The organism is Streptomyces sp. SAI-135, assembly GCF_029893805.1.
Lineage (GTDB): Bacteria > Actinomycetota > Actinomycetes > Streptomycetales > Streptomycetaceae > Streptomyces.
Genome location: NZ_JARXYP010000002.1, coordinates 3,650,412 through 3,669,793, shown reverse-complemented (window position 1 = coordinate 3,669,793; position 19,382 = coordinate 3,650,412). Strand labels below are relative to the sequence as shown.

The 19,382-nt window shown below is 70.3% G+C and carries 18 protein-coding genes and 1 pseudogene; 10 read left to right on the top strand and 9 right to left on the bottom strand.

The annotated features are described in order from the left end of the window. Window positions 1–80: 80 nt before the first annotated feature. Window positions 81–500, top strand: a pseudogene (locus M2163_RS20970) (ATP-binding protein); the annotation flags it as partial. Between the two features lie 91 nt (window positions 501–591). On the opposite strand, the gene M2163_RS20965 reads toward M2163_RS20970, so the two are convergent. The 5 genes from M2163_RS20965 to M2163_RS20945 all read right to left on the bottom strand — a co-directional run bounded on the left by M2163_RS20965 (window position 592) and on the right by M2163_RS20945 (window position 7,560). Next, window positions 592–3,732, bottom strand: a complete 3,141-nt coding sequence (locus tag M2163_RS20965; RefSeq protein WP_280894713.1) for a DEAD/DEAH box helicase — start codon at window positions 3,730–3,732, stop codon at window positions 592–594. A gap of 137 nt (window positions 3,733–3,869) precedes the next feature. After that, window positions 3,870–4,283, bottom strand: a complete 414-nt coding sequence (locus M2163_RS20960) for a VOC family protein (protein WP_280894712.1) — start codon at window positions 4,281–4,283, stop codon at window positions 3,870–3,872. Further along, the gene (locus tag M2163_RS20955) at window positions 4,280–4,864 is read right to left on the bottom strand and encodes a dihydrofolate reductase family protein (protein WP_280851268.1); all 585 of its coding nucleotides are present in this window, start codon (window positions 4,862–4,864) and stop codon (window positions 4,280–4,282) included. Before M2163_RS20955 ends, M2163_RS20960 begins: the two co-directional genes overlap by 4 nt. 116 nt (window positions 4,865–4,980) lie before the next feature. Next, on the bottom strand, window positions 4,981–5,991 hold the full coding sequence (locus M2163_RS20950) for an SEC-C metal-binding domain-containing protein (RefSeq protein ID WP_280851269.1): 1,011 nt from the start codon (window positions 5,989–5,991) through the stop codon (window positions 4,981–4,983). Between the two features lie 96 nt (window positions 5,992–6,087). Next, the gene (locus tag M2163_RS20945; protein ID WP_280894711.1) at window positions 6,088–7,560 is read right to left on the bottom strand and encodes a beta-1,6-galactanase; all 1,473 of its coding nucleotides are present in this window, start codon (window positions 7,558–7,560) and stop codon (window positions 6,088–6,090) included. 255 nt (window positions 7,561–7,815) lie between these two features. Here M2163_RS20945 and M2163_RS20940 point away from each other — a divergent pair, with 255 nt between their 5' ends. Beyond that, window positions 7,816–8,610, top strand: a complete 795-nt coding sequence (locus tag M2163_RS20940) for a class E sortase (RefSeq protein WP_280894710.1) — start codon at window positions 7,816–7,818, stop codon at window positions 8,608–8,610. Window positions 8,611–8,615: 5 nt separating this feature from the next. Here the strand turns inward: M2163_RS20940 and M2163_RS20935 are convergent, their stop codons facing one another. Further along, the gene (locus M2163_RS20935) at window positions 8,616–10,007 is read right to left on the bottom strand and encodes an MFS transporter (RefSeq protein ID WP_280894709.1); all 1,392 of its coding nucleotides are present in this window, start codon (window positions 10,005–10,007) and stop codon (window positions 8,616–8,618) included. Window positions 10,008–10,074: 67 nt separating this feature from the next. On the opposite strand from M2163_RS20935, the gene M2163_RS20930 reads away from it, so the two are divergent. From M2163_RS20930 to M2163_RS20915, 4 genes are all read left to right on the top strand, one after another. Then, window positions 10,075–10,602, top strand: coding sequence for a helix-turn-helix domain-containing protein (locus M2163_RS20930; protein ID WP_280851272.1), 528 nt, complete (start codon window positions 10,075–10,077; stop codon window positions 10,600–10,602). 35 nt (window positions 10,603–10,637) lie between these two features. Beyond that, window positions 10,638–10,949, top strand: coding sequence for a DUF6412 domain-containing protein (locus M2163_RS20925; protein ID WP_280851273.1), 312 nt, complete (start codon window positions 10,638–10,640; stop codon window positions 10,947–10,949). An 87-nt stretch (window positions 10,950–11,036) separates the two neighbouring features. Beyond that, complete coding sequence (locus M2163_RS20920) at window positions 11,037–11,750, top strand: YidC/Oxa1 family membrane protein insertase (RefSeq protein ID WP_280894708.1); 714 nt, start codon at window positions 11,037–11,039, stop codon at window positions 11,748–11,750. 116 nt (window positions 11,751–11,866) lie between these two features. Continuing rightward, window positions 11,867–12,724, top strand: coding sequence for a fumarylacetoacetate hydrolase family protein (locus M2163_RS20915; protein WP_280894707.1), 858 nt, complete (start codon window positions 11,867–11,869; stop codon window positions 12,722–12,724). Window positions 12,725–12,808: 84 nt separating this feature from the next. On the opposite strand, the gene M2163_RS20910 is transcribed toward M2163_RS20915, so the two are convergent. Genes M2163_RS20910 through M2163_RS20900 form a run of 3 tightly spaced genes read right to left on the bottom strand, consistent with a single transcriptional unit; the run spans window position 12,809 to window position 15,290 of the window. Then, entirely contained in the window at window positions 12,809–13,666 is an 858-nt protein-coding gene (locus M2163_RS20910) for an LLM class F420-dependent oxidoreductase (protein WP_280894706.1), read from the bottom strand. Window positions 13,667–13,710: 44 nt separating this feature from the next. Beyond that, window positions 13,711–14,220 carry a heme-degrading domain-containing protein gene (locus tag M2163_RS20905; protein WP_280851277.1) on the bottom strand — a complete coding sequence of 170 codons (510 nt, stop codon included), beginning with the start codon at window positions 14,218–14,220 and terminating at the stop codon, window positions 13,711–13,713. After that, entirely contained in the window at window positions 14,217–15,290 is a 1,074-nt protein-coding gene (locus M2163_RS20900; protein WP_280851278.1) for a Gfo/Idh/MocA family oxidoreductase, read from the bottom strand. The genes M2163_RS20905 and M2163_RS20900 overlap by 4 nt, the downstream gene beginning before the upstream one ends. A gap of 56 nt (window positions 15,291–15,346) precedes the next feature. On the opposite strand from M2163_RS20900, the gene M2163_RS20895 reads away from it, so the two are divergent. The 4 genes from M2163_RS20895 (at window position 15,347) to M2163_RS20880 (ending at window position 19,376) form a co-directional block, all read left to right on the top strand. After that, window positions 15,347–16,480 carry an ROK family transcriptional regulator gene (locus M2163_RS20895; protein ID WP_280894705.1) on the top strand — a complete coding sequence of 378 codons (1,134 nt, stop codon included), beginning with the start codon at window positions 15,347–15,349 and terminating at the stop codon, window positions 16,478–16,480. 609 nt (window positions 16,481–17,089) lie between these two features. After that, window positions 17,090–17,833 carry a hypothetical protein gene (locus M2163_RS20890; protein WP_280894704.1) on the top strand — a complete coding sequence of 248 codons (744 nt, stop codon included), beginning with the start codon at window positions 17,090–17,092 and terminating at the stop codon, window positions 17,831–17,833. A 113-nt stretch (window positions 17,834–17,946) separates the two neighbouring features. Further along, window positions 17,947–18,726: an HAD-IIA family hydrolase gene (locus M2163_RS20885; protein ID WP_280851281.1), complete on the top strand. Its 780-nt coding sequence runs from the start codon at window positions 17,947–17,949 to the stop codon at window positions 18,724–18,726. A 122-nt stretch (window positions 18,727–18,848) separates the two neighbouring features. Further along, window positions 18,849–19,376: a hypothetical protein gene (locus M2163_RS20880; RefSeq protein WP_280894703.1), complete on the top strand. Its 528-nt coding sequence runs from the start codon at window positions 18,849–18,851 to the stop codon at window positions 19,374–19,376. The last annotated feature ends 6 nt before the right edge of the window (window positions 19,377–19,382 follow it).

Here is a 19,382-nt window from a genome sequence, read left to right as displayed (position 1 = left end):
TTTTGAGAGTTGCAGTGCAACTCTCTGTGTGCGGGTGGTCGCACCCGGCAACTTCGCTCGACGCAATGAGGTGTTGATGGATGGACTGCATCGCTGGTGTCCCAAGGAAGCCCTGGAGCCTTCCGTTCACCGCGGAAGCGCGGGAGATTGCGGCGCTTCGGCGGATCATGCGGCTGCACCTGGGGCTGTGGGGCCTCCACGGTGTCATCGCCGACGCTCAGCTGTGTGTCACCGAGCTCGTGTCGAACGTCATCAGCCACGTGGGCGTCGGTACTCCCGCCACCCTCGTCGTGTCCATGAGTGGCCCCCGCCTACGGATCGAGGTCCACGACTCCGACACCCGCGCCCTGCCAGTACTGCTCGATGCCAGTCTGGATGCTGAGTCCGGCAGGGGAATGGCCCTGGTCACCGCTGTCACGGACCGTTGGGGTGTTCAGTTGCGGGCCGATCAGAAGGTCACTTGGTGTGAGCTGCCCACAGGGTTGCCTTCAGTCGAGAGGCATACCGGTGGCTCAGGTGAAGCGCGCGGAAGCTGAATAGTGGCGGAGGACTATCGGTGCCTCGACGGGTAGTCCTCCAGCGCCGTGACTTCTAACCCGCAGCAATAGCCGAGTACGACCAGACGTCCGCAGGCAACTCATGATGCAGTTGCCAGGTGATGGCCATGGGTTTGCTGCCCTCGTGCCGGACATAGGTTGCAGGGCCGAGCAGCATCCACGGCTGGGCTTTGCCGATGTCCGTGTCCTTGTAGCGGCGCATGAACAACAGCACATGGCTACCGCGTTGGACGTGCTCTTGGTAGCGCAGGCCCGTGGGCGAGGTCTCTGCCGTGGTGCTCTGTGACTCCCAGTGGAAGAAAGAGGGGCTCAGCGCGTAGTCCTTGTACCTGACCGTGGGGGAGAAGTCCTTCTCGTTCTTCTCAAGAGTGATCAGCAGGGCGTCGGTCTGGTTGGGCTGGTCCCACAGGACGCCCTGGGCAAACGAGCCGGGCATCTGCCCGTTGAGGCGAGCGACTCCGAGTGCGGCCAGGATCTCCGAGCGGTTGTAGGCACTGTGGATCTTCAAGGGGATGTGCGCGTGGGGGCCGTCGAGCGGGAGGGGGAAGTGGTCGGCCTGGCCCATCACGTAGTCGAGTACCTGCCGCAGTTCGCTTCGAAGAGCTCGCTGCTCACGGAGGGATTCAAGGCCTTGTGTGTAGGAGTCGAAGCCGCCGGCCTTGTCCCAAAGATTGAAGAAGAGCATGCGGGCGTACGTCTTGTCTCTCGGATCCAGGTCCTCGTACGTCGGGGTGTCATCCCTGAGCAGGCGGGTGTATGCCTCAGCGCGCTCTAGGTCATCGACATGCAGAAAAGCATGCACGCGCTTCAAGAGGTCTTCCTCGCCAGCCTGTTCAGGAAGCTCGGCCAAGCCGGCACGGCGCAGGATGGACGTCCATGAGTTGCTCGACTTGTACAGCTCCTTGATCTCGCGTCGGCTCTCCCTGAGGTAGTCAGCCAGCAACGGTGTACTGAAAGCCCTGACTTCCTTGGCTAGGGTCTGCACGGTCGCCTTGATCTGAGCACGGATGTTGTCCAGCACGATGTCCTTGGACTTACCTTCAAGGATGATCTGGCAGCCGGACGGCAGGAGGGGAAAGTCATGCTCAGCGTGTTCAAGAAGTCGGTTGCGTGACAGGTTTGTCATCGCACGAAACTGCTCCTCAAAGCGGAACTCTGCACGATGTTGACCGATGAAATCGAGCACCGTGAGCACCGGCTTGTCCGGCGTGCGGCGCAGGCCCCGACCGAGTTGCTGGAGGAAGATGGTGGCGCTGTTCGTGGGCCGGAGGAGTAGCAGGGTATCGACATCGGGGATGTCCAAGCCTTCGTTGAACAAGTCGACGGAGAAGATCACTTGGATCTCTCCGGCCTTGAGTTCGGCGAGGATCCGCTCGCGAATCTCGGGCTTGGACTCACTGTCCAAGGCCGCAGCCTTGATTCCGGCTTCTTGGAAGCACTTCGCCATGAAGTGAGCGTGCTTGCGTGTGACGCAGAACCCCAGGGCCCGCATGCTCGTCGGGTCGGACACCTTGTCTCGCAGCTGCTTGATGACGATACGAGCCCGGGCATGGTCCGCGGAGAACAGGTCGCCGAGTTGGCTCTGGTCGTATGTGCCCGAACGCCAGTTGAGGCGGGTGAGGTCCGTACCGTCTGGGACGCCGAAGTAGTGGAACGGGCACAAGAGGTCGTTATCGAGGGCCTCCCAGAGCCGCATCTCGGCGGCGATCCTGCCCTGGAAGAACTCATCCTGCACATTGAGCCCGTCGGCCCGTTCGGGAGTGGCCGTCAGTCCGAGAAGCTGCTTCGGTTTGAAATGGTGAAGAACACGGCGATATGTCGCCGCCGTGGCGTGATGGAACTCGTCGACGACGATGATGTCGAAGTGGTCCGGAGCGAACTGATCGAGGCGCTGGCCGGTAAGCGATTGGACGCTGGCGAAGACGTGCTGCCAATCGCGCGGTAGCTCACCGCTGAAGAGCGGCTCACCGAAGGATGCGTCATCGAGCACCTCGCGGTACATCCGCAGTGACTGCTTCAGGATCTCCTTGCGGTGTGCCACAAAGAGCAACCGCGGGTACTTCTTGCCGCCCCATTGCTTGTGCAGATTGCGGTAGTCGAGGGCCGCCATGACGGTCTTGCCCGTCCCGGTGGCAGCAACCAGGAGGTTGTGAGAATGACCGCGGACCTCTCGTTCGACCCGAAGGCGCTCCAGCATGTCGGCCTGGTGCGGATAGGGCCGGACCTCAAGACCTGAGAGGCTGATCTTTGAGTCCTGGGGAGACGTTGAGCTACCGGCCACGCCCAGGGCTTCGTCCAACTTCAGGGCATCGCGTGCTGGATCGTAGGACTCAAAAGCGATGTCGTTCCAGTAGGAGTCGAAGCTGGCCTCGAACTTGTGCAGCACAGCGGGTGTTGCCACGGATGACAGGCGTACGTTCCACTCCAGGCCGTCAAGAAGAGCAGCCTTGGAGAGGTTGGAGCTGCCTACATAAGCGGTATCGAAGCCACTGTTGCGGCGAAACAGCCAGGCCTTGGCGTGGAGACGAGTGGAGCGCGTCTCGTAGTTGACCTTTACCTCGGCACCGAAATCTTGGACGAGACGGTCCAGGGCGTGCCGGTCGGTGGCGCCCATATACGTGGTGGTGATGACCCGGATGGGCACGCCACGATGTGCAGCTTCACGCAGCGAGCTCTCCAGTACGCGGATGCCGTACCACTTGACGAACGCGCACAGCAGATCGATGCGGTCGGCCGTGGCCAGCTCTGCACGGAGCTCGGCGCCGAGGTTGGGATCGTCCGGGGCGTTGGTGATCAACGCGGTTTCGGAAAGGGGCGTCAACGGGCGGATCGCGTAGACGCCAGGAGCCTCCTGCTCCGCGAGCGCGAGTAGTTGTCGAGGGCCGTCGACGATGGTGCTGTCATGCGCACTGACCTTCAGTTCGGGTGCGCTGCTGGTCAGCGTCTGCATGATCTGGTTGGCGAGGACCACTTGCTCCTGCTGCGGCAGCTGAGCCAACCGGCGGCCGATGGTTTCGCCAATGTGCCTAGCCAGCACATGTGGGGTGGACTCTGGACTGACTTCTGCGTCGATGGCTTTCCAGCCCGCAGCCTCGAGTCCCTGTATCTGGTCGTGCAACTCACGAGTGACAAGCCGTTCGTGGACGCCAGCCTTGAGGTCACCCGATTCCGTCACGACCGCTCCCTCGTTCCCTCGCGCCGATGTGGATCTGTTCTAACAGCACTCACTGACAATCGAAGGGGGTGTGCCGAAAAGTGATCGTTTTCAGCCGTCATTCCTGGCCGGCGCATCGAGGTCTGAACCCCGACCGCTCAAGAGAAGTCCGCCGCCGTGATGCCGTCAGCGTGTCCGCGTGGCCACTCCACCAGCTCGATCCGGTAGCCGTCCGGGTCCGTGAGCCAGGATGTTTTCGGGCCGTCGGGGCCGCCCGGGTGCTGGAGCGGGCCCGGGTTCAGGCCCGCGGCGGTCAAGTGGTCCAGTGTGGTGGTCAGGCTGTCCACCTGGATCGCCAGGTGGTCGAAGCCGGTGCCCACCTCGACCGGGCCGTCTGCGGGGCGGTGGACCAGTTCGAGTGAGGCCGCCGGTTCGGCGGGGAACTTGAGGATCACGAGGTGACCCGCGTCGCCGGCCTGGATCCGGCCCAGCTCGGCGTAGCCCAGGGCGGTGTAGAAGACGAGCGAGCGGTGCAGGTCGGTGACCCGGTAGGAGACGAAGAGCGTCTTCACGCGGCCTCCCCGGGCCGACGCACCCGGTAGCGCAGGTGCGTGACGTCTCGGTCGTCGAGCCGCCGGACCAGGTCGAGTTCGATGTGATCGCTGCCGAGGTGGTCGAACAGGCGCCGGCCGTTGCCGAGGAGGACCTGGACCAGGTGGATTTCCATCTCGTCCATCTGTCCGGCGCGCAGGAGCGCCTGGGCCGCGGCCGCCCCGTGGACCATGACCGGCCGGTCCCCGGCGGCCGCGCGGGCCTGACGGGCACAGTCGTCGACGTCGGTGACGAAGCGGGCATGGCCCGGGGGTACGTCCCCGTCGTCCACCCGGTGGGTGAGGACGAAGATCGGCACACCGTCGTGATGGTCGCCCTGCCAGCGCCCGGCGAGTTCGAAGGTCCGACGGCCGGAGATCACCGCGCCGGTCGCCAGCGCCTCGCGGTACACCTGTCCGCTGGGACCGTCGGACTCCCGGTCGTCGAGCCAGTTGAACAGTCGGCCACCGTCGCGCCCGAGCTCCTGGCCGGGCCGGTCGTCCGGGCCGGCGATGCAGCCGTCGAGCGACATCGACATGTACAGCCGAATCGGATTCCTCATCCTGGGCCCCTCTCTCCTCAGTGACACCGGGTTCCGCCGGGTCACAGGGCAGACCCCGGACCGCAGGAGAACTCATCGGTCCGGGATGCGAGGGGCCGCCCCGGTCACACCGGCGTTCACTCCCCGTGGCACTCCCCGTAGACCCGCCCCGACCCGCACCAGCACGCCGTCCCCCGCTGCGGCGGCCACTCCACCGCCCGCCCCCGCGCCGCCAGGGTCGTCGCGTACTGGGGGAGGAGGGCCGTATCCGCCGGGGACGAGCCCTCCGAGGCGGCGAAGGCCTCGTAGGACGGGACCGTGCCCGAGACGATGCCCAGGTTCGCCGTGCCGGAGGCGGCGAGCTCCCGCAGGGAGGCCTCTATCGTCGCCAGGTGCTCCTCGTGGGAGGGGTACTCCGCGGAGAGGGAAGGGTAGGCCTCGACCAGTTCGGTGAGTTCGGACGCCGGCCAGTGCAGGACCGCCACCGGGAACGGGCGGGACAACGCCTCGCGGTAGGTGCCGAGTTCGGCGCGCAGGCGGGAGATCTCCGCCTCCAGCTCCGCCGGGTTCTCCGAGCCGAGGGACCACACGCGCTTCGGGTCGTGGAGTTCGTCCAGGGAGACCGGGGAGGAGTGCAGGGTGTCCGCCAGGGTGTCCCACTCGTCGTGGGCCAGGCCGAGCATCCTGCGGACGCGGTGACGACCGAACAACAAGGGATGCGTGGAGTACGGCGGCTCCGCCACGTCCGTCAGGAGGACCCTCACCCCTTCCGTGAACGTCTCCTGCGCCTGCTCCAGCTCGTCGTGGGACTCCAGGGCCTCCGCGACGATCACCCAGGGCGCCGGGTCCCGGGGGGAGGCTGACCGGACGCCGTCGATGATCGCCCTGGCCTCGGCCTCATGGCCGTACTCCCAGAGGTTCGCGGCCTTCAGGGCACGGACGAGATACGGGCTCTCCAGGCCGTCCTGCGCGGCCAGCAGGCGGTCGTAGAGGGAGGACGCGGCGGGGCGGTCGCCGGCCAGTTCCAGATGGGCCGCGGCCTGCACGAGCAGGGCTTCGGCGTCCTCGGGATACCGGTCGGCGGTCCGCTCCAGGCGCGCCGCTTCGGCGTTGTGGTCGACGTTCTCGGCAGGCGTGTCGGGGCGCATGGGGGACACCGTACTGCCGATCAGTGCCAAAGGAGAGGGAGGTGCAGGCCAGGAGCCGGTTGACGCCAAGAGCCCCGGCCCGCACCACCGGCGCACTCAGATCGTCACGCCGTCGATCTGCAGCGTCTGCACCGCCTTCGCCGCGAACGGCACCGCCACCGACTTCCCGCTCAGGAAGGTGTTGGAGTACGACGCGTACTTGTCGCCGCCCGTCGTCACCGTGTTCCAGCGCGGGACCAGACCGCCGGAGCCGCCCGTCACCGTGGTGAAGCGGGACAGGTCGAAGGTCAGGGTCTGGGCCGAGGTGGAGGTGTTCAGGGCCACGATGACCAGGCGCCTCGCCGTGGCGTCGTAGGCCGCGACCGCGTTGCTCACGCCCGTGTCAAGGATCTTCATCCCAGGGCGGATGTGGCGGCTGAACTGGGCCAGCACGTAGTACTTCGTCTCGATCGCGCCGGCCTGGAGGGTGCCGGCGTCGTACTTGATCACTCCCCAGCCCGCCGTCGGGTCCATGACCTGCCAGTAGACCCAGGCCGTGGGGTGCAGCCAGCGGAAGTCGTAGAGGAGGTTGAAGGCCGTGGTGTAGCCGGTGCCGTCGCCGTCGCCGGTCTCGGAGTTCCACAGCTTCTTGCCGGCCGTGGTCACCACGTCCGTGTAGAGGAGGTCCCTGCGGCCGCTCGAACCCTGGTAGCCGTGGACGTTGACCTGGTTGACGTACCCCTTGGTGGTCGAGCTGAAGGAGTTCCAGGTGGTGCGGGCGAGGTCGTAGCTGGTCTCGTCGGAGGCCGAGATCCGCACGCCGGTCAGGCCGCGGTTGTTCAACTCGCTGCGCAGGTAAGGCAGTACGGCCGACTGGACGCCCGCGTCCATGTGGCAGCCCTCCTGCGTGCCGGTCGCCGTCCACCAGGACGAGGACGGCTCGTTGAAGGCGTCGACCGTCGCGAAGTTCACGCCCCAGTTGTTCTTGGCGTAGAGGGCCACCGAGGCGAGGTGGGAGGCGTGCTGGCGGTAGTTCCAGGACTGGAGGTTGTTGCCGCCGTCGGAGGCGCCGGAGGGGTTGTGGTTCAGGCACATCCACCACATGGGGGAGTTGGCGAACAACTCCGAAGTCGCCCCGCGTGACGTCGCCTTCACCAGCATCGCCCGCTGGTTCGCGTCCGCCGTCCAGTCCCACGCCGAGGACGTCGGGTCCTCGTTGTTCCAGTCCTGCCAGTAGCCCTCGATCTGCTTGAAGGCGGGGATGTTCGGCGACGCGACCATGGACGAGCCGCTCACGGTGTTCCAGCTGCACGCGCCCAGGTTGTAGCGGGCGATGTTCAGGCCGAGGCCGGGAAGCGAAGTGCCGTTGTAGGACGTCGACTTGGTGGTGAAGAAGATGTCGGCGAAGTCGTCCCGGGCGCCGAACACGTTGGCCCACCAGGCCAGGGACGTGCCCCAGCCCTCCCAGGTGCCGTAGGACGTCCCCGGGCTCACCGCGATCGTGGCGTCCGCACGGGCGGTTCCGGTGGCCAGCGCGCTGCCGAGGAGAGTTCCTCCCGCGGCTGTCAGCAGCGTTCTGCGTCGGATCATGGTCACTCCGAACTCCGATGGATCGACGCGGCCTTCTGACCCGCGTCGTGGCCTGCCCCGTTCATGCCACGACGAAGCATCGGGTGTGGCCCGTGAGGTTGTCGAGGGTTCTGACAGCCCTTCCTAAAACCAGTGGAGGAAGTTCGGTATACCGGACGCGTGATCGCCGCGCCGGCTCTACGAGGCCCTCGACACTGGTGACTTGGAGGCCCCGCCCTTATCGTGCGGGCGGCCCCGGCCGAGGAGGTGGGCCCCATGCGGCAGCGCATCACGCACCACGGAACCCGGCGCCGGCGCGAGCGTCGCCGGCGCGCGGTGTGGGCGGGCGGCGAACTGCTGGTCACCGTCGGCGTCGTGCTGCTGCTCCTCGTCGTGCACCAGCTGTGGTGGACCAACCGGGAGGCCCGGGAAGGCGCCCACCGCGAGGTCGAGGCCCTGGAGCGGGAGTGGGAGCGGGGTCAGGGGGCCGAGTCCGGGTCCGCGTCCGCATCCCGGGACCCGGGGGAAGCGCACGAACAGCAGGAACAGCAGGAACAGCAGCAGTCGCGGGACTCCTCGACCGGTCAGGACCCCCACCCCAGCACCCCGACGCCGGACCCCTCCCAGGCGTACGCCGTCCTCGGCATCCCCCGTCTCCACCTCCGCGTCCCCGTCGCCGAGGGCGTCGGCAAGGTGAGCGTGCTCAACGAGGGGTACGTCGGCCACTACCCCGGCACCGGACAGCCGGGCGGCGTCGGGAACTTCGCGCTCGCCGGGCACCGCAACACCCACGGCGAGCCTTTCCGTCACGTCGACCGGCTCGTGCCCGGGGACGCCGTCCGGGTGGAGACGCGGGGCGCGGTGTACACGTACGCCGTCGACAGGACCCTGCGCCAGACCTCGGCCCGCGACTCGGGGGTGATCGGCCCGGTCCCGCGCTCGACGGTCCATCCCGCTTACGGGTACAGCGAGCCCGGTCACTACCTCACCCTCACCACCTGCACCCCGGAGTACACGTCCCGGTACCGGCTGGTGGTGTGGGGCAAGCTCGTGTCGGCGCGCACGCGCTGACGGGGTCACCGCTCCCGCAGCCCCACCGCACTCGCGGCCGCCACCAGTGCCAGCACCGCCGACACCAGCATCGCGATGTCCGCGCCGTGGGCGAGGCCGCCGCCGGAGGAGGTGGCGATCGCGATCGTCAGGGCGACTCCGGCGCAGGAGCCGATGTAGCGGAAGGTCTGCTGGGCGCCCGAGCCCATCGCCGCGCGGGCGGCCGGTACGGACTCCACGGCGGCCAGCGGGAGCGCCGCGTTCAGCAGGCCGCTGCCGACGCCGGCGATCACCAGGCCCGGCAGCAGCCGTACCCAGGAACCCGCGTCGAGCGAGCCCAGCATGGTCAGTACGCCCGCCGCGTGCAGCAGGAAGCCGATCGCGAGCTGCCAGCGCGGCGGCACCCGGCCCGCCAGGCGGCGGACCTGGAGGGCGACCGCGAAGGACAGGCCGGACCACAGGAGGAAGAGCCAGGCCGTGTCCATCGCGGACAGGCCGAGCGTCTGCTGGAGGAGGGCCGGCAGGAAGCTGAACAGGCCGATCACCGCGAGACCCGTGAACAGGCCGCTGGAGGAGGACACCAGGAAACGGCGATGCCGTAGCAGTTCCAGGTCGATCATCGGGGTGGCCGAGCGGCGCTCCACCGCCGCGAACACGGCGAGCAGGACCACGGATGCCAGCAGGAGCAGCCCGACCGGTGCCCGCAGCCAGCCGTCGCGGCCCAATGTCAGCGCCGCCACCAACGCGACCAGGGCGAGCCCGAAGGTCACGGCTCCGGCGAGGTCGGGGCGGCCGCCGCGCGGGGCCCGGGACTCGGTCAGCAGCCGTGCGGACAGGACGGCCACGAGCACGGCGGCGGCGCCGAGAACGCCGTAGGACACTCTCCAGCTCGGCATCGCGCCGCTCAGCAGGGGGCCGACCGCGATGCCGCCGCTCACGAACGCGCCCCACACTCCGGTCGCGTGCAGGCGGCCCCTCGGTGAGGGGAAGGCGTGGACGATCAGGCCCAGGCTGCTCGCGAGGAGTGCCGCGCTGGCCGCGCCCTGGGCGATGCGGGCCAGGGTGAACAACCAGGTGGAGGAGGTCAGGGCGCCGAGTGCGGTGGTGAGGCCGAGGGCGAGGGTGCCGGCGGCGAAGATCCGGCGGCGGCCGTAGTCGTCGGCGAGGGTGCCGGCGACCAGAAGGAGGGCGGCGAGGCCGAGCGGGGTGCCGTTCAGGAGCCAGGCCTGGGCGGAGAGCGGGGTGTGCAGGTCGGCGGCGACGTCGGGGAGCGTGACCATCGGCGCGGTGTACGTCATGAGGGCCACGGCGGTGGCGGCGCTGGTCAGGGCCAGGGTGGCGCCCGGACGGGCGGGCGCCTCGGGGGCGGTAGGCGGCGCCTTCACCTCAGTAAGGGTTCGTTCATTGAACTTAGGCATGCGAGCACCGTAGCAGAGGAGGTTCGGTCATTGAACCTACTGCCGGAAAATGGTTACAGTGGGCGGCATGGCACTGGGCAAGGACTACGCGACACAGGAATGCTCGATCGCCCGCGCGCTGGAGATCGTCGGCGAACGCTGGACCCTGCTCGTCGTCCGCGACGCCCTCTACGGCGTCCGGCGCTACAACGACTTCCTCGTCCACCTCGGCATCCCGCGCGCGGTCCTCGCCACCCGCCTCCAGATGCTCACGGAGGAGGGCATTCTGGAGAAGCGCCGCTACCAGGAGTCGCCGCCGCGCGACGAGTACATCGCCACCGACCGCGCTATCGCCCTGTGGCCCGCCCTGCGCGCCCTCGGCCGCTGGGGCCGCGAGCACCACGGCGAGAGCGCGCTGCGCACCTTCCACCACGCCGAGTGCGGCACCGAACTCGGCTCCTGGGGCGAATGCCCCGCCTGCGCCACCGTCGTACCGGTCGAGGACGTCCTCATGGTGCCCGGCCCCGGGCTCGACCCGGACCCGGCCGACCCGGTCAGCCGGGCGCTGCTCCAGCCGAGGAGGCTCCTTCAGCCGATCGTGGTCGATCAGGTATAACCGGGGGAGGACCGCAGCGAGACAGGGGAGGGGCCGTGACGCGCGACTGGACGACACCGCGTCCCGCCGCCGTGCTGCTCTTCCTCCTCCTCGACGTCCTCCTCCTCGACGCCGGCAGCCTCTCCGCCGCCGTCGCGCTCGCCGCGACCGCCGCGGCCGGCTCCGCCTTCGTCGCCTGCTCGCTGATCGCCTCGCGCTGCGCGCCCGCCGTACCGCCCACCCGGGTCCGCACCGCCATCCGCGACCGCGCCCGCCGCACGGCCTTCCTCCCGCAACGCGACCCCGACGCCAAGGGCCGCCCCCGCCCCCGAGCGCCCGGCCACGCCCTCCCGGCGACCGCCGCGTAGGGGCCCACTCCTGTACGGACACCCCGCGCGGGTCGTCATGCCGCTTTCCCTGTTTCCGGCACGACGAGACCCCCGGAGGGCTCACCCATGTCCGTCTTCGCTGATCTGGTACAGCATCTCGCCGACCTGCTCCACCCCCTCTTCGGCGGCACCGCGGCCGCCGCCGCGATCGTCCTGTTCACCGCTCTCGTACGACTGCTCGTGCACCCCCTGTCCCGCGCCGCCGCCCGCGGCCAGAAGGCCCGCACCAGGCTCCAGCCGAAGATCGCCGAGCTGCGGAAGAAGCACAAGGACGACCCCGGCGAGCTCCAGAAGGCCGTGCTGGCCCTGCACGCCGAGGAGAAGGTGTCACCGCTGTCCGGCTGTCTGCCCGGACTGCTCCAGCTCCCCGCGTTCTTCCTGCTGTACCACCTCTTCTCCAACACCACGATCGGCGGCAGCGCGAACGAACTGCTCAGCCACGAGCTGTTCGCCGCGCCGCTCGGCGGACGCTGGGCGGACGCGCTGGGCCACGGCGGGGTGTTCGGGGGAGCGGGGCTCGTGTACGTCTGCCTCTTCGCGTTCGTGGCCGTGGTGGCGGCCTTCAACTACCGCCGTACGAAGCGGATGACGGCCGCGAACCCGGTCCTGCCGGTGACCGACGGGCAGCCGGTGCCCGGGGTGGGCGCGATGACCAGGGTCATGCCCTTCATGTCCTTCTTCACGCTCTTCACCGTGGCGGTGGTGCCCCTGGCGGCCGCGCTGTACGTGGTGACCAGTTCGACGTGGGCCGCGGTCGAGAGGGCCGCCCTCTACCGCTGACCGGTCCAGTCCGTGAACCGGGTATTGCGGACGGGACGCCCAGCTTGGAGGATCGACCAGTCATCCGATGGCTGCACCCGTCGGGAGACGCCCCGCGATCGAGGGAGATAGTGATCATGAAACTGCTGCGAGTCGGTACGGCGGGAACGGAGACGCCCGCGCTGCTCGACGCCGACGGGGTCCTGCGCGACCTGTCCGGTGTCGTGGAGGACATCGACGGGACGCTGCTCGCCGACGACGCGGCACTCGGCCGCCTCCGCGCGGCCGCGGAGACCGGCGACCTGCCGGCGCTGGACGCCACCGGGCTGCGCGTCGGACCGCCGGTCGGGCGGATCGGGAAGATCGTCTGCATCGGCCTGAACTACCACGACCACGCCCGCGAGACGGGGGCCGAGCCGCCCGCCGAGCCCGTGATCTTCTTCAAGGCCGCGGACACGGTGGTCGGCCCCTACGACACGGTGCTGGTGCCCCGCCGGTCGGTGAAGACCGACTGGGAGGTCGAGCTGGCGGTCGTGATCGGGCGTACGGCCCGGTACCTGTCGTCCGCCGAGGAGGGGCTCGCCCATGTCGCCGGGTACGCGGTGGCGCACGACGTGTCCGAGCGCGAGTTCCAGATCGAGCGCGGCGGGACGTGGGACAAGGGCAAGAACTGCGAGACGTTCAACCCCCTGGGCCCGTGGCTGGTGACGGCGGACGAGGTCCCGGACCCGCAGAGCCTGTCGCTGAAGCTGTGGGTCAACGGGGAGCTGAAGCAGGACGGCACGACCGCCGAGCAGATCTTCCCGGTGGGTGAAGTGGTGCGGTACGTCAGCCAGTTCATGACCCTGTACCCGGGTGACGTCATCAACACCGGTACGCCCGCGGGGGTGGCGATGGGGGAGCCCGAGCCCAAGCCGTATCTGCGGGCGGGGGATGTGGTGGAGCTGGAGATCTCCGGGCTCGGGCGCCAGCGGCAGGAGTTCAAGGGAGCCTGAGGGGCAGGGGACTACGGCTGTTTGGCGGGTGCGGCGCCGTTGTGGCATGTCGCGCAGTTCCCCGCGCCCCTGAAAAGCACACCCTCACGCCAGTAGTGCCGCGAGCCTGCGCCATGCCTGCCTCGGCAGGTCGTACCTCGTGCCGCCGTCCACCACCTGCAGGGCCACGTGGTCCGCGCCCGCCGCGATGAACTCGTCGACGCGGGCGCGGATCCTGTCGTCCGAGCCCCAGGCGAAGACCGCGTCCACCAGCCGGTCGCTGCCGCCGTCCTTGAAGTCGTCCTCCGTGAAGCCGTTGCGGAGGAAGTTGTTGGTGTAGTTGGGCAGGCCCAGATAAATGGCCAGGCAGTCGCGGGCCAGGGTGCGGGCCCTGGCGGGGTCGGACTCCAGGACGACCTTCAGCTCCGGGGCCAACAGGGGTGTGTCGCCCAGGAGTTCACGGGACCGTGCCGTCTGGTCCGCGGTGATCAGATACGGGATCGAACCGGCCGCGCGGTCCCGGGCGAGCTCGATGGTCCTCGGACCCAGCGCGGCCAGGACACGGCCCTCGGCAGGAGCCCCCGCCCCGTCCAGGGCGTCCAGGTAGGACACCAGGGCCGAGTACGGGCGCCGGTACTGCTCCGCGAGCTTGGCGTGACTGACGCCCAGGCCCAGGACGAAGCGGCCGGAGTGGGCGGCGTTCAGGTCGGTGTGGCTCGCGGCGGCGGCCTCGGCCTCGTGGTCCCAGATGCTCTGGATGCTGGTGCCGACGACCACACGGGACGTCGCCTCCAGCAGCGGGGCGGCGTTGGCGGCCGAACTGCTGCCGCCCAGCCAGATCGCCCCGAACCCGAGCTCCTCCAACTCGGCGGCGGCCTCGGCGCGTTCGCCCCGTCGGGAGGGGTCCTCCGCGCGCAGACCGCCGCCGTTCCAGATGCCGTACTTTCCGATGATCTCCTTCATGGCACATGCCAACGAAGCAGACCCCGGCGCTCATTCCTCTTCCGCTACAGACCCTTGCCCAAGAACTCCTCAAGCGCCTCGACCACCATGCGGTGGTCCTGGAGCTGGGGCAGGCCCGAGACCGTCACCGTGCCGACCACGCCCACGCCCTCCACCGTGATGGGGAAGGAGCCGCCGTGGGCCGCGTACTCGTCCGGATCCAGCCGCGAGGACTCCTCGAAGGTGCTGCCCTTGGCGCGGAAGCGGGCGCCGACCAGGTAGGAGGCGGAGCCGTAGCGCTCCACGACCCGGCGCTTGCGGTCGATCCAGGCGTCGTTGTCCGGGGTGGAGCCCGGCAGGGCCGCGTGGAAGAGCTGCTGGCCGCCGCGGCGGATGTCGATGGCCACGGGCGCCTGCCGCTCCCTGGCCATTTCCACCAGCAGGGAGCCCAGCGCCCACGCGTCCTCGTACGTGAACTGCCGGAAGACCAGGTGGCGCTCCTGCGCCTCCAGCTCCTCCAGGGGCGGGGTGAGTTCCGGGTGGAACTTCGGGGTCAGCCCGGTGTTGTGCGTCACAGCTGCACCGCCACTCCGTCGTGGGCCGAACGGCGCGCCGCCTCCAGTACGTCGAGGGCGGCGGCCGCCTCCAGCGCGGTCACCGGGTTGGTGCCGCCGTCGGCGAGGGCCCTGGCCACGCCCGCATAGTAAGCGGGGTAGTCGCCGGGGAGGGTGGGGACGGGGCTGCCGCCGCCGGTCACGGGGGATTCACCGGCACCGAGCCGGCCCCACAGCGACTCGGGCTCGCGGCCCCATTCGGCCGACGTGCCGGGCCGCGCACCCTCCCTGAGGGCCGCCTCCTGCGGGTCCAGGCCGTACTTCACATAGCCCGCCTTGGAGCCCAGGACCCGGAAACGGGGGCCGAGTTGGGCGGTGGTGGCGGAGACGTAGAGGTGGGAGCGGACGCCACCGGTGTGGGTGATCGCGATGAACGTGTCGTCGTCGATCTCGGCGCCGGGGCGGCGGACGTCCGCCTCGGCGTACACGGAGGCGGCGGGCCCGAAGAGGGTCAGGGCCTGGTCGACGACATGGCTGCCGAGGTCGTAGAGCAGACCTCCGATCTCTGCGGGGTCGCCGGACTCGCGCCAGCCGCCCTTGGGCTGCGGGCGCCACCGCTCGAAACGGGACTCGAAGCGCCAGACGTCGCCCAGTTCGCCCTCGTCGAGGAGGCGGCGCAGGGTCAGGAAGTCGTTGTCCCAGCGGCGGTTCTGGAAGACCGACAGGAGCAGGCCGCGCTCCTCGGCGCGGGCGGCGAGCTCGCGCGCCTCGGCCGCGGTGCCGGCGATCGGCTTGTCGACCACGACCGGGAGGCCGGCCTCCAGGGCGGCGGTGGCGAGCGGGACGTGCGTCTTGTTGGGGGACGCGATGACGACGAGGTCCAGGTCGGCGGCGCGGGCGAACAGCTCGTCGGTGCCTGCGACGGTACGGACGTCCGGGAACTCGGCGCGGGCCTGTTCCTGCCGCTCGGGGTTCGAGGTGACCACCGTGTCGAGGGTGAGGCCCTCGGTGGCGGCGATCAGCGGGGCGTGGAAGACGGAGCCCGCGAGGCCGTAGCCGACGAGGCCCACGCGGAGGTCAGCAGCAGTCATGCCCTCCACTTTCGCAACGGTGTTGCCAAAGTGCAAGCGTGGCGGAGAATGGCGGGGTGAACAGGACGAACGGTGGCGTCAACCTCCCGGCCCTGCGCAGCCACAACTCCGCGCTCGTGCTCGACCTGCTCCGCGGCGCGGGCGCCGGGGGCATCAGCCGGCTGGAGCTCGCCGAGCGGACGGGACTGACCCCGCAGGCCGTCTCCAAGATCACCGGGCGGCTGCGGGAGGCGGGCCTCGCGGTGGAGGCGGGCCACCGGGCGTCGACGGGCGGCAAACCGCGGACGGTCCTGCGGCTGGTCCCCGGGGCGGCCCACGCGGTGGGCATCCACCTGGACCGGGACGCGCTGCGGACGGTGCTGGTCGACCTCGCGGGGGCGGTGGTGGGCGAACGCCGAGCCGCGCTGGACCTGGGGGCGGGGGCGGAGGCCGTGGTGGGGACGGTCGCGGAAGAGGTCGCAGTGCTGGTGAAGGGGGTGGGCGGGAGCGTCTCCGGCTCACTGCCGGTCTCCGGCCCGCCGCCCGCCGCCGGCCCCCTTCCCGCTCTCCTCGGCGTCGGCGTCGCCCTCCCCGGGCCCCTCGACCATACCCGGGGCGTGCTGCACCGGGTCACCGGCTTCCCCGAGTGGGACGGCTTCCCCCTGCGGGACGCGCTCGCGGGGCGGCTCGGAGTGCCCGTCGTGGTCGACAAGGACACCAACGCGGCCGCGCTGGGGCTCGCGGTCGCGGGGGAGCGCGGGTCGTTCGCGTATCTGCATCTCGGTACGGGACTCGGGGCCGGGCTCGTCCTCGGCGGGACCGTGCACCGGGGGGCGCGGACCGGGGCCGGGGAGTTCGGACACCAGGTCGTCCAGCTCGACGGGCCGCCCTGCGGGTGCGGGGACAGGGGCTGCGTCGAGGCGCTGTGCCTGGCGGCGGTGGCCCGCGGCGACCTCACCGAAGCGGCCCGGGTCCTGGGCATCGCGACCGGCAACCTCGTCGCCCTCCTCGACATCGACCTGGTCCTGCTGGGCGGCCGTACCGTCACCGCCGCCCCGGACGCCTTCCTGCGGGGCGTCGAAGCAGTCCTCGACGAACGCGCCCGGCGCACCGGCGAGCAGCCCGTCCCCGTCCGCCCGGCGACCGACGGGATCGCCGAGGGCGCGGCCCAGCTCGTCCTGGCCCCCCACTTCGGCCGCCCCGACGCGTGAGCCCCACGGCTCCGCCGCGTTCACGATCCTGCAAGCCCGGTCCTTGTCGGGGCGGTCGCCTGTCCCGGTCCGCTGGGCGTGCGGCCGTCTTGCGCGTCGTAGACGTGCTTGGTCTGGGCTGCTTCATGGTGGCGTGTGTCGTGGTGCCTGTGCGTTTTGTGTCGGGGCGGTCGCCTGCCCCGGTCCGCCGGGCCTGCCGCCACCTTGCGCGTCGCAGGTGTGCTTGGTTTGCGCCGCTTCACGGTGGCGTGTGTCGCGGCGGCCCTCCGCCCCGCCCGACCGCCTCGCCCGCCGCGATCCTGTCGGGCCTGTGCCGCTGCACGCCGGGGCGGTGGTGTGGGGGGTGGTGCGTGTGCGGTTCCGTGGCGGGTGGCCGGCCGTCGAACTGGGCGGTTGCGGCACGCGAAGGGGACACGCCATTCGCCGGGCGTGGCCGAGCCCGGCGGTGTGCGACCGTTCCCGTTCCGTGTCCCTGTCTGCCCGTCGAACCCGGTGAGCCGCAGACGCCCCGCTCCGGCCCGGCCCGCGTCCGCTGATCGAGGGGACTTCCCGGGCCGTACGGAGCGGCATCGGGCCTCAGCCGTCGCCTACCGGCACGGTCATGTGTTCATGCGACAGTATGTGCACGGTTATGCGCCCGCCCTCCTCGGCCTCGCGGCGGCGGCCGCCCTGATGCCCGCGCCCCCCGCGGCAAGCGCCCCGGCCGAGCCCGCCCCCACCGCCGGCTCCTGCACCCCCGACGGCCGTTCCTTCCCCCTCGCCACCCGTATCCACGGCGGCCCCGATGCCTACGAGGCCGGTGGAGGGTTCGGTACCTGGTATCTGGATCTCGTCAACACGACCCGGCACACCTGTGAGGGGATCCACCCGGTCGTCGTGCTCGTCGACGAGCGGCACGCTCTGGAGCCCTCCCAGCCCCGGCTGGAGTTCTACGACGGCCCCCGCACCCGCGCCGTCCGGTTCGAGACGACCGACCAGGACGAACTCGTGGGGGTGTTCGGGGGTGCCGGGCTCACCGTGGGCCCGGGCCGGACCGTCACCGTGAAGGTACGTCTCGCGGTGGCCGAGGACGCCGTACCGAACGAGGTCACCGCCAACGCGGCCGTGGTCCAGCGGCACGGCGACGACGGCGACTGGGTGGGGCAGTCCAACGACTACCGCTTCGGCATCGGCTCCGCCCCGGGCACGCGCCCCGACTCCACCCCCACCCGCACCCCCGGAGGCCTCCCCTTCACGGACGCCGCCGAACAGCTCGCCAGCACCGGCCCCGCCGCGGCCGCCGCGGTCCTCGGCACGGCCGCCCTCCTCCTGGTCACCGCGGGCGCGATCCTCCGGGCCCGCGGCCGCCGCTGACCCCCGGCCTTCCGGTACCTGTCCCCAACCGGCCATTCCCTCAAGATCCGGCCACTGTCTAGGCTGGGGCCGACGCAGCACGGCGTACACGCGTACGGCAGGAGATCCCGCACATGGCAGACCGCAAGCCCATCGATTCGTGGCTCACCGACATGGACGGTGTACTCATCCACGAGGGCGTACCGATCCCCGGCGCCGACGCCTTCCTCAAAAAGCTCCGCGAGTCCGGCAAGCCCTTCCTGGTGCTGACCAACAACTCCATCTACACCCCGCGCGACCTGCACGCCCGTCTGCGCCGCATGGGCCTGGACGTCCCGATCGAGAACATCTGGACGTCCGCCCTGGCCACCGCGCAGTTCCTGGACGACCAGCGGCCCGAGGGCACGGCGTACGTCATCGGCGAGGCGGGTCTGACCACCGCCCTGCACGACATCGGCTACATCCTCACCGACCACGAGCCGGACTACGTCGTCCTCGGAGAGACCCGCACCTACTCCTTCGAGGCCATGACCAAGGCGGTCCGGCTCATCAACGACGGCGCCCGTTTCATCTGCACCAACCCCGACGAGACCGGCCCCTCCGCCGAGGGCGCGCTGCCGGCCACCGGTGCCGTCGCCGCCCTGATCACCAAGGCGACCGGCAAGCAGCCGTACTTCGCGGGCAAGCCCAACCCGCTCATGATGCGCACCGGCCTCAACACCATCGGCGCGCACTCCGAGACCAGCGCCATGATCGGCGACCGCATGGACACCGACGTCCTGGCCGGCATGGAGGCGGGCATGCAGACCTTCCTCGTGCTCACCGGTCTGACCCGGCCCGAGCAGGTCGAAGCCTTCCCGTACCGGCCCTCGAAGGTCGTCGACTCGATCGCGGACCTCGTCGACCGGATCTGAGGCTGTAGCGGATCCGCGGGGCCCTACCGGATCCGGGCCTTACCCGAACGGAGTAACCCGGCGCCTCCCGGCGTGCGGGTCCCGGGGCCCGGGGGGACTCTCCAGATATCTGGAGGTTCACGATGGGTTCACTACGTCTCACGCTCTGTACCGCCGCCCTGACTGTCGTCGCCTTCGCCCCGGCCGCCCAGGCCGCTGACGGCCGCGGCGTCTCGGTGACCCCGTCGACCCCCGCCGCCGGAGCCGACCTCTCGCTGCGGGTGACCGGCTGCGCGGGGAGGACGGCCACCGCCGTCTCGGCCGCGTTCGTCGCGAACGCCCGGCTGACCGGCGCCGGCGGCAGCCTCGCCGGCGAGACCCGCGTCCGCTCCTCGGCCGAGCCCGGCACCTACGACGTGAAGATCACCTGCGCCGACCTCGAGGTGCAGGGCAGGATCACCGTCGCGGCGGAGCAGGACGGCACCGCACCGGCGACCCCCGCCGCCCCTGTCGACGCGGGCGGCGGCTGGACCGCCACCCACCTCTCCGCCATGGAGCCCCACGCGGCCGGACCCGGCACCGGCCACGCGGTGACCGGCCTGGTGCTCGCCGGGGTCGCGGCGACGGCCGTCGTGCTGCGCCGCAGCCGCCGGAGCCGCGAGGCGGACTGACCCGCG

What these genes read in the sequence shown, in the direction of transcription:
- M2163_RS20935 (WP_280894709.1), bottom strand. Translation starts at nt 10,007, where the DNA reads ATGCCTAAGTTCAATGAACGAACCCTTACTGAGGTGAAGGCGCCGCCT.
- M2163_RS20900 (WP_280851278.1), bottom strand. Translation starts at nt 15,290, where the DNA reads ATGACTGCTGCTGACCTCCGCGTGGGCCTCGTCGGCTACGGCCTCGCG.
- M2163_RS20890 (WP_280894704.1), top strand. Translation starts at nt 17,090, where the DNA reads ATGCGACAGTATGTGCACGGTTATGCGCCCGCCCTCCTCGGCCTCGCG.
- M2163_RS20885 (WP_280851281.1), top strand. Translation starts at nt 17,947, where the DNA reads ATGGCAGACCGCAAGCCCATCGATTCGTGGCTCACCGACATGGACGGT.
- M2163_RS20880 (WP_280894703.1), top strand. Translation starts at nt 18,849, where the DNA reads ATGGGTTCACTACGTCTCACGCTCTGTACCGCCGCCCTGACTGTCGTC.
- M2163_RS20955 (WP_280851268.1), bottom strand. Translation starts at nt 4,864, where the DNA reads ATGAGGAATCCGATTCGGCTGTACATGTCGATGTCGCTCGACGGCTGC.
- M2163_RS20915 (WP_280894707.1), top strand. Translation starts at nt 11,867, where the DNA reads ATGAAACTGCTGCGAGTCGGTACGGCGGGAACGGAGACGCCCGCGCTG.
- M2163_RS20940 (WP_280894710.1), top strand. Translation starts at nt 7,816, where the DNA reads ATGCGGCAGCGCATCACGCACCACGGAACCCGGCGCCGGCGCGAGCGT.
- M2163_RS20950 (WP_280851269.1), bottom strand. Translation starts at nt 5,991, where the DNA reads ATGCGCCCCGACACGCCTGCCGAGAACGTCGACCACAACGCCGAAGCG.
- M2163_RS20910 (WP_280894706.1), bottom strand. Translation starts at nt 13,666, where the DNA reads ATGAAGGAGATCATCGGAAAGTACGGCATCTGGAACGGCGGCGGTCTG.
- M2163_RS20930 (WP_280851272.1), top strand. Translation starts at nt 10,075, where the DNA reads ATGGCACTGGGCAAGGACTACGCGACACAGGAATGCTCGATCGCCCGC.
- M2163_RS20945 (WP_280894711.1), bottom strand. Translation starts at nt 7,560, where the DNA reads ATGATCCGACGCAGAACGCTGCTGACAGCCGCGGGAGGAACTCTCCTC.
- M2163_RS20920 (WP_280894708.1), top strand. Translation starts at nt 11,037, where the DNA reads ATGTCCGTCTTCGCTGATCTGGTACAGCATCTCGCCGACCTGCTCCAC.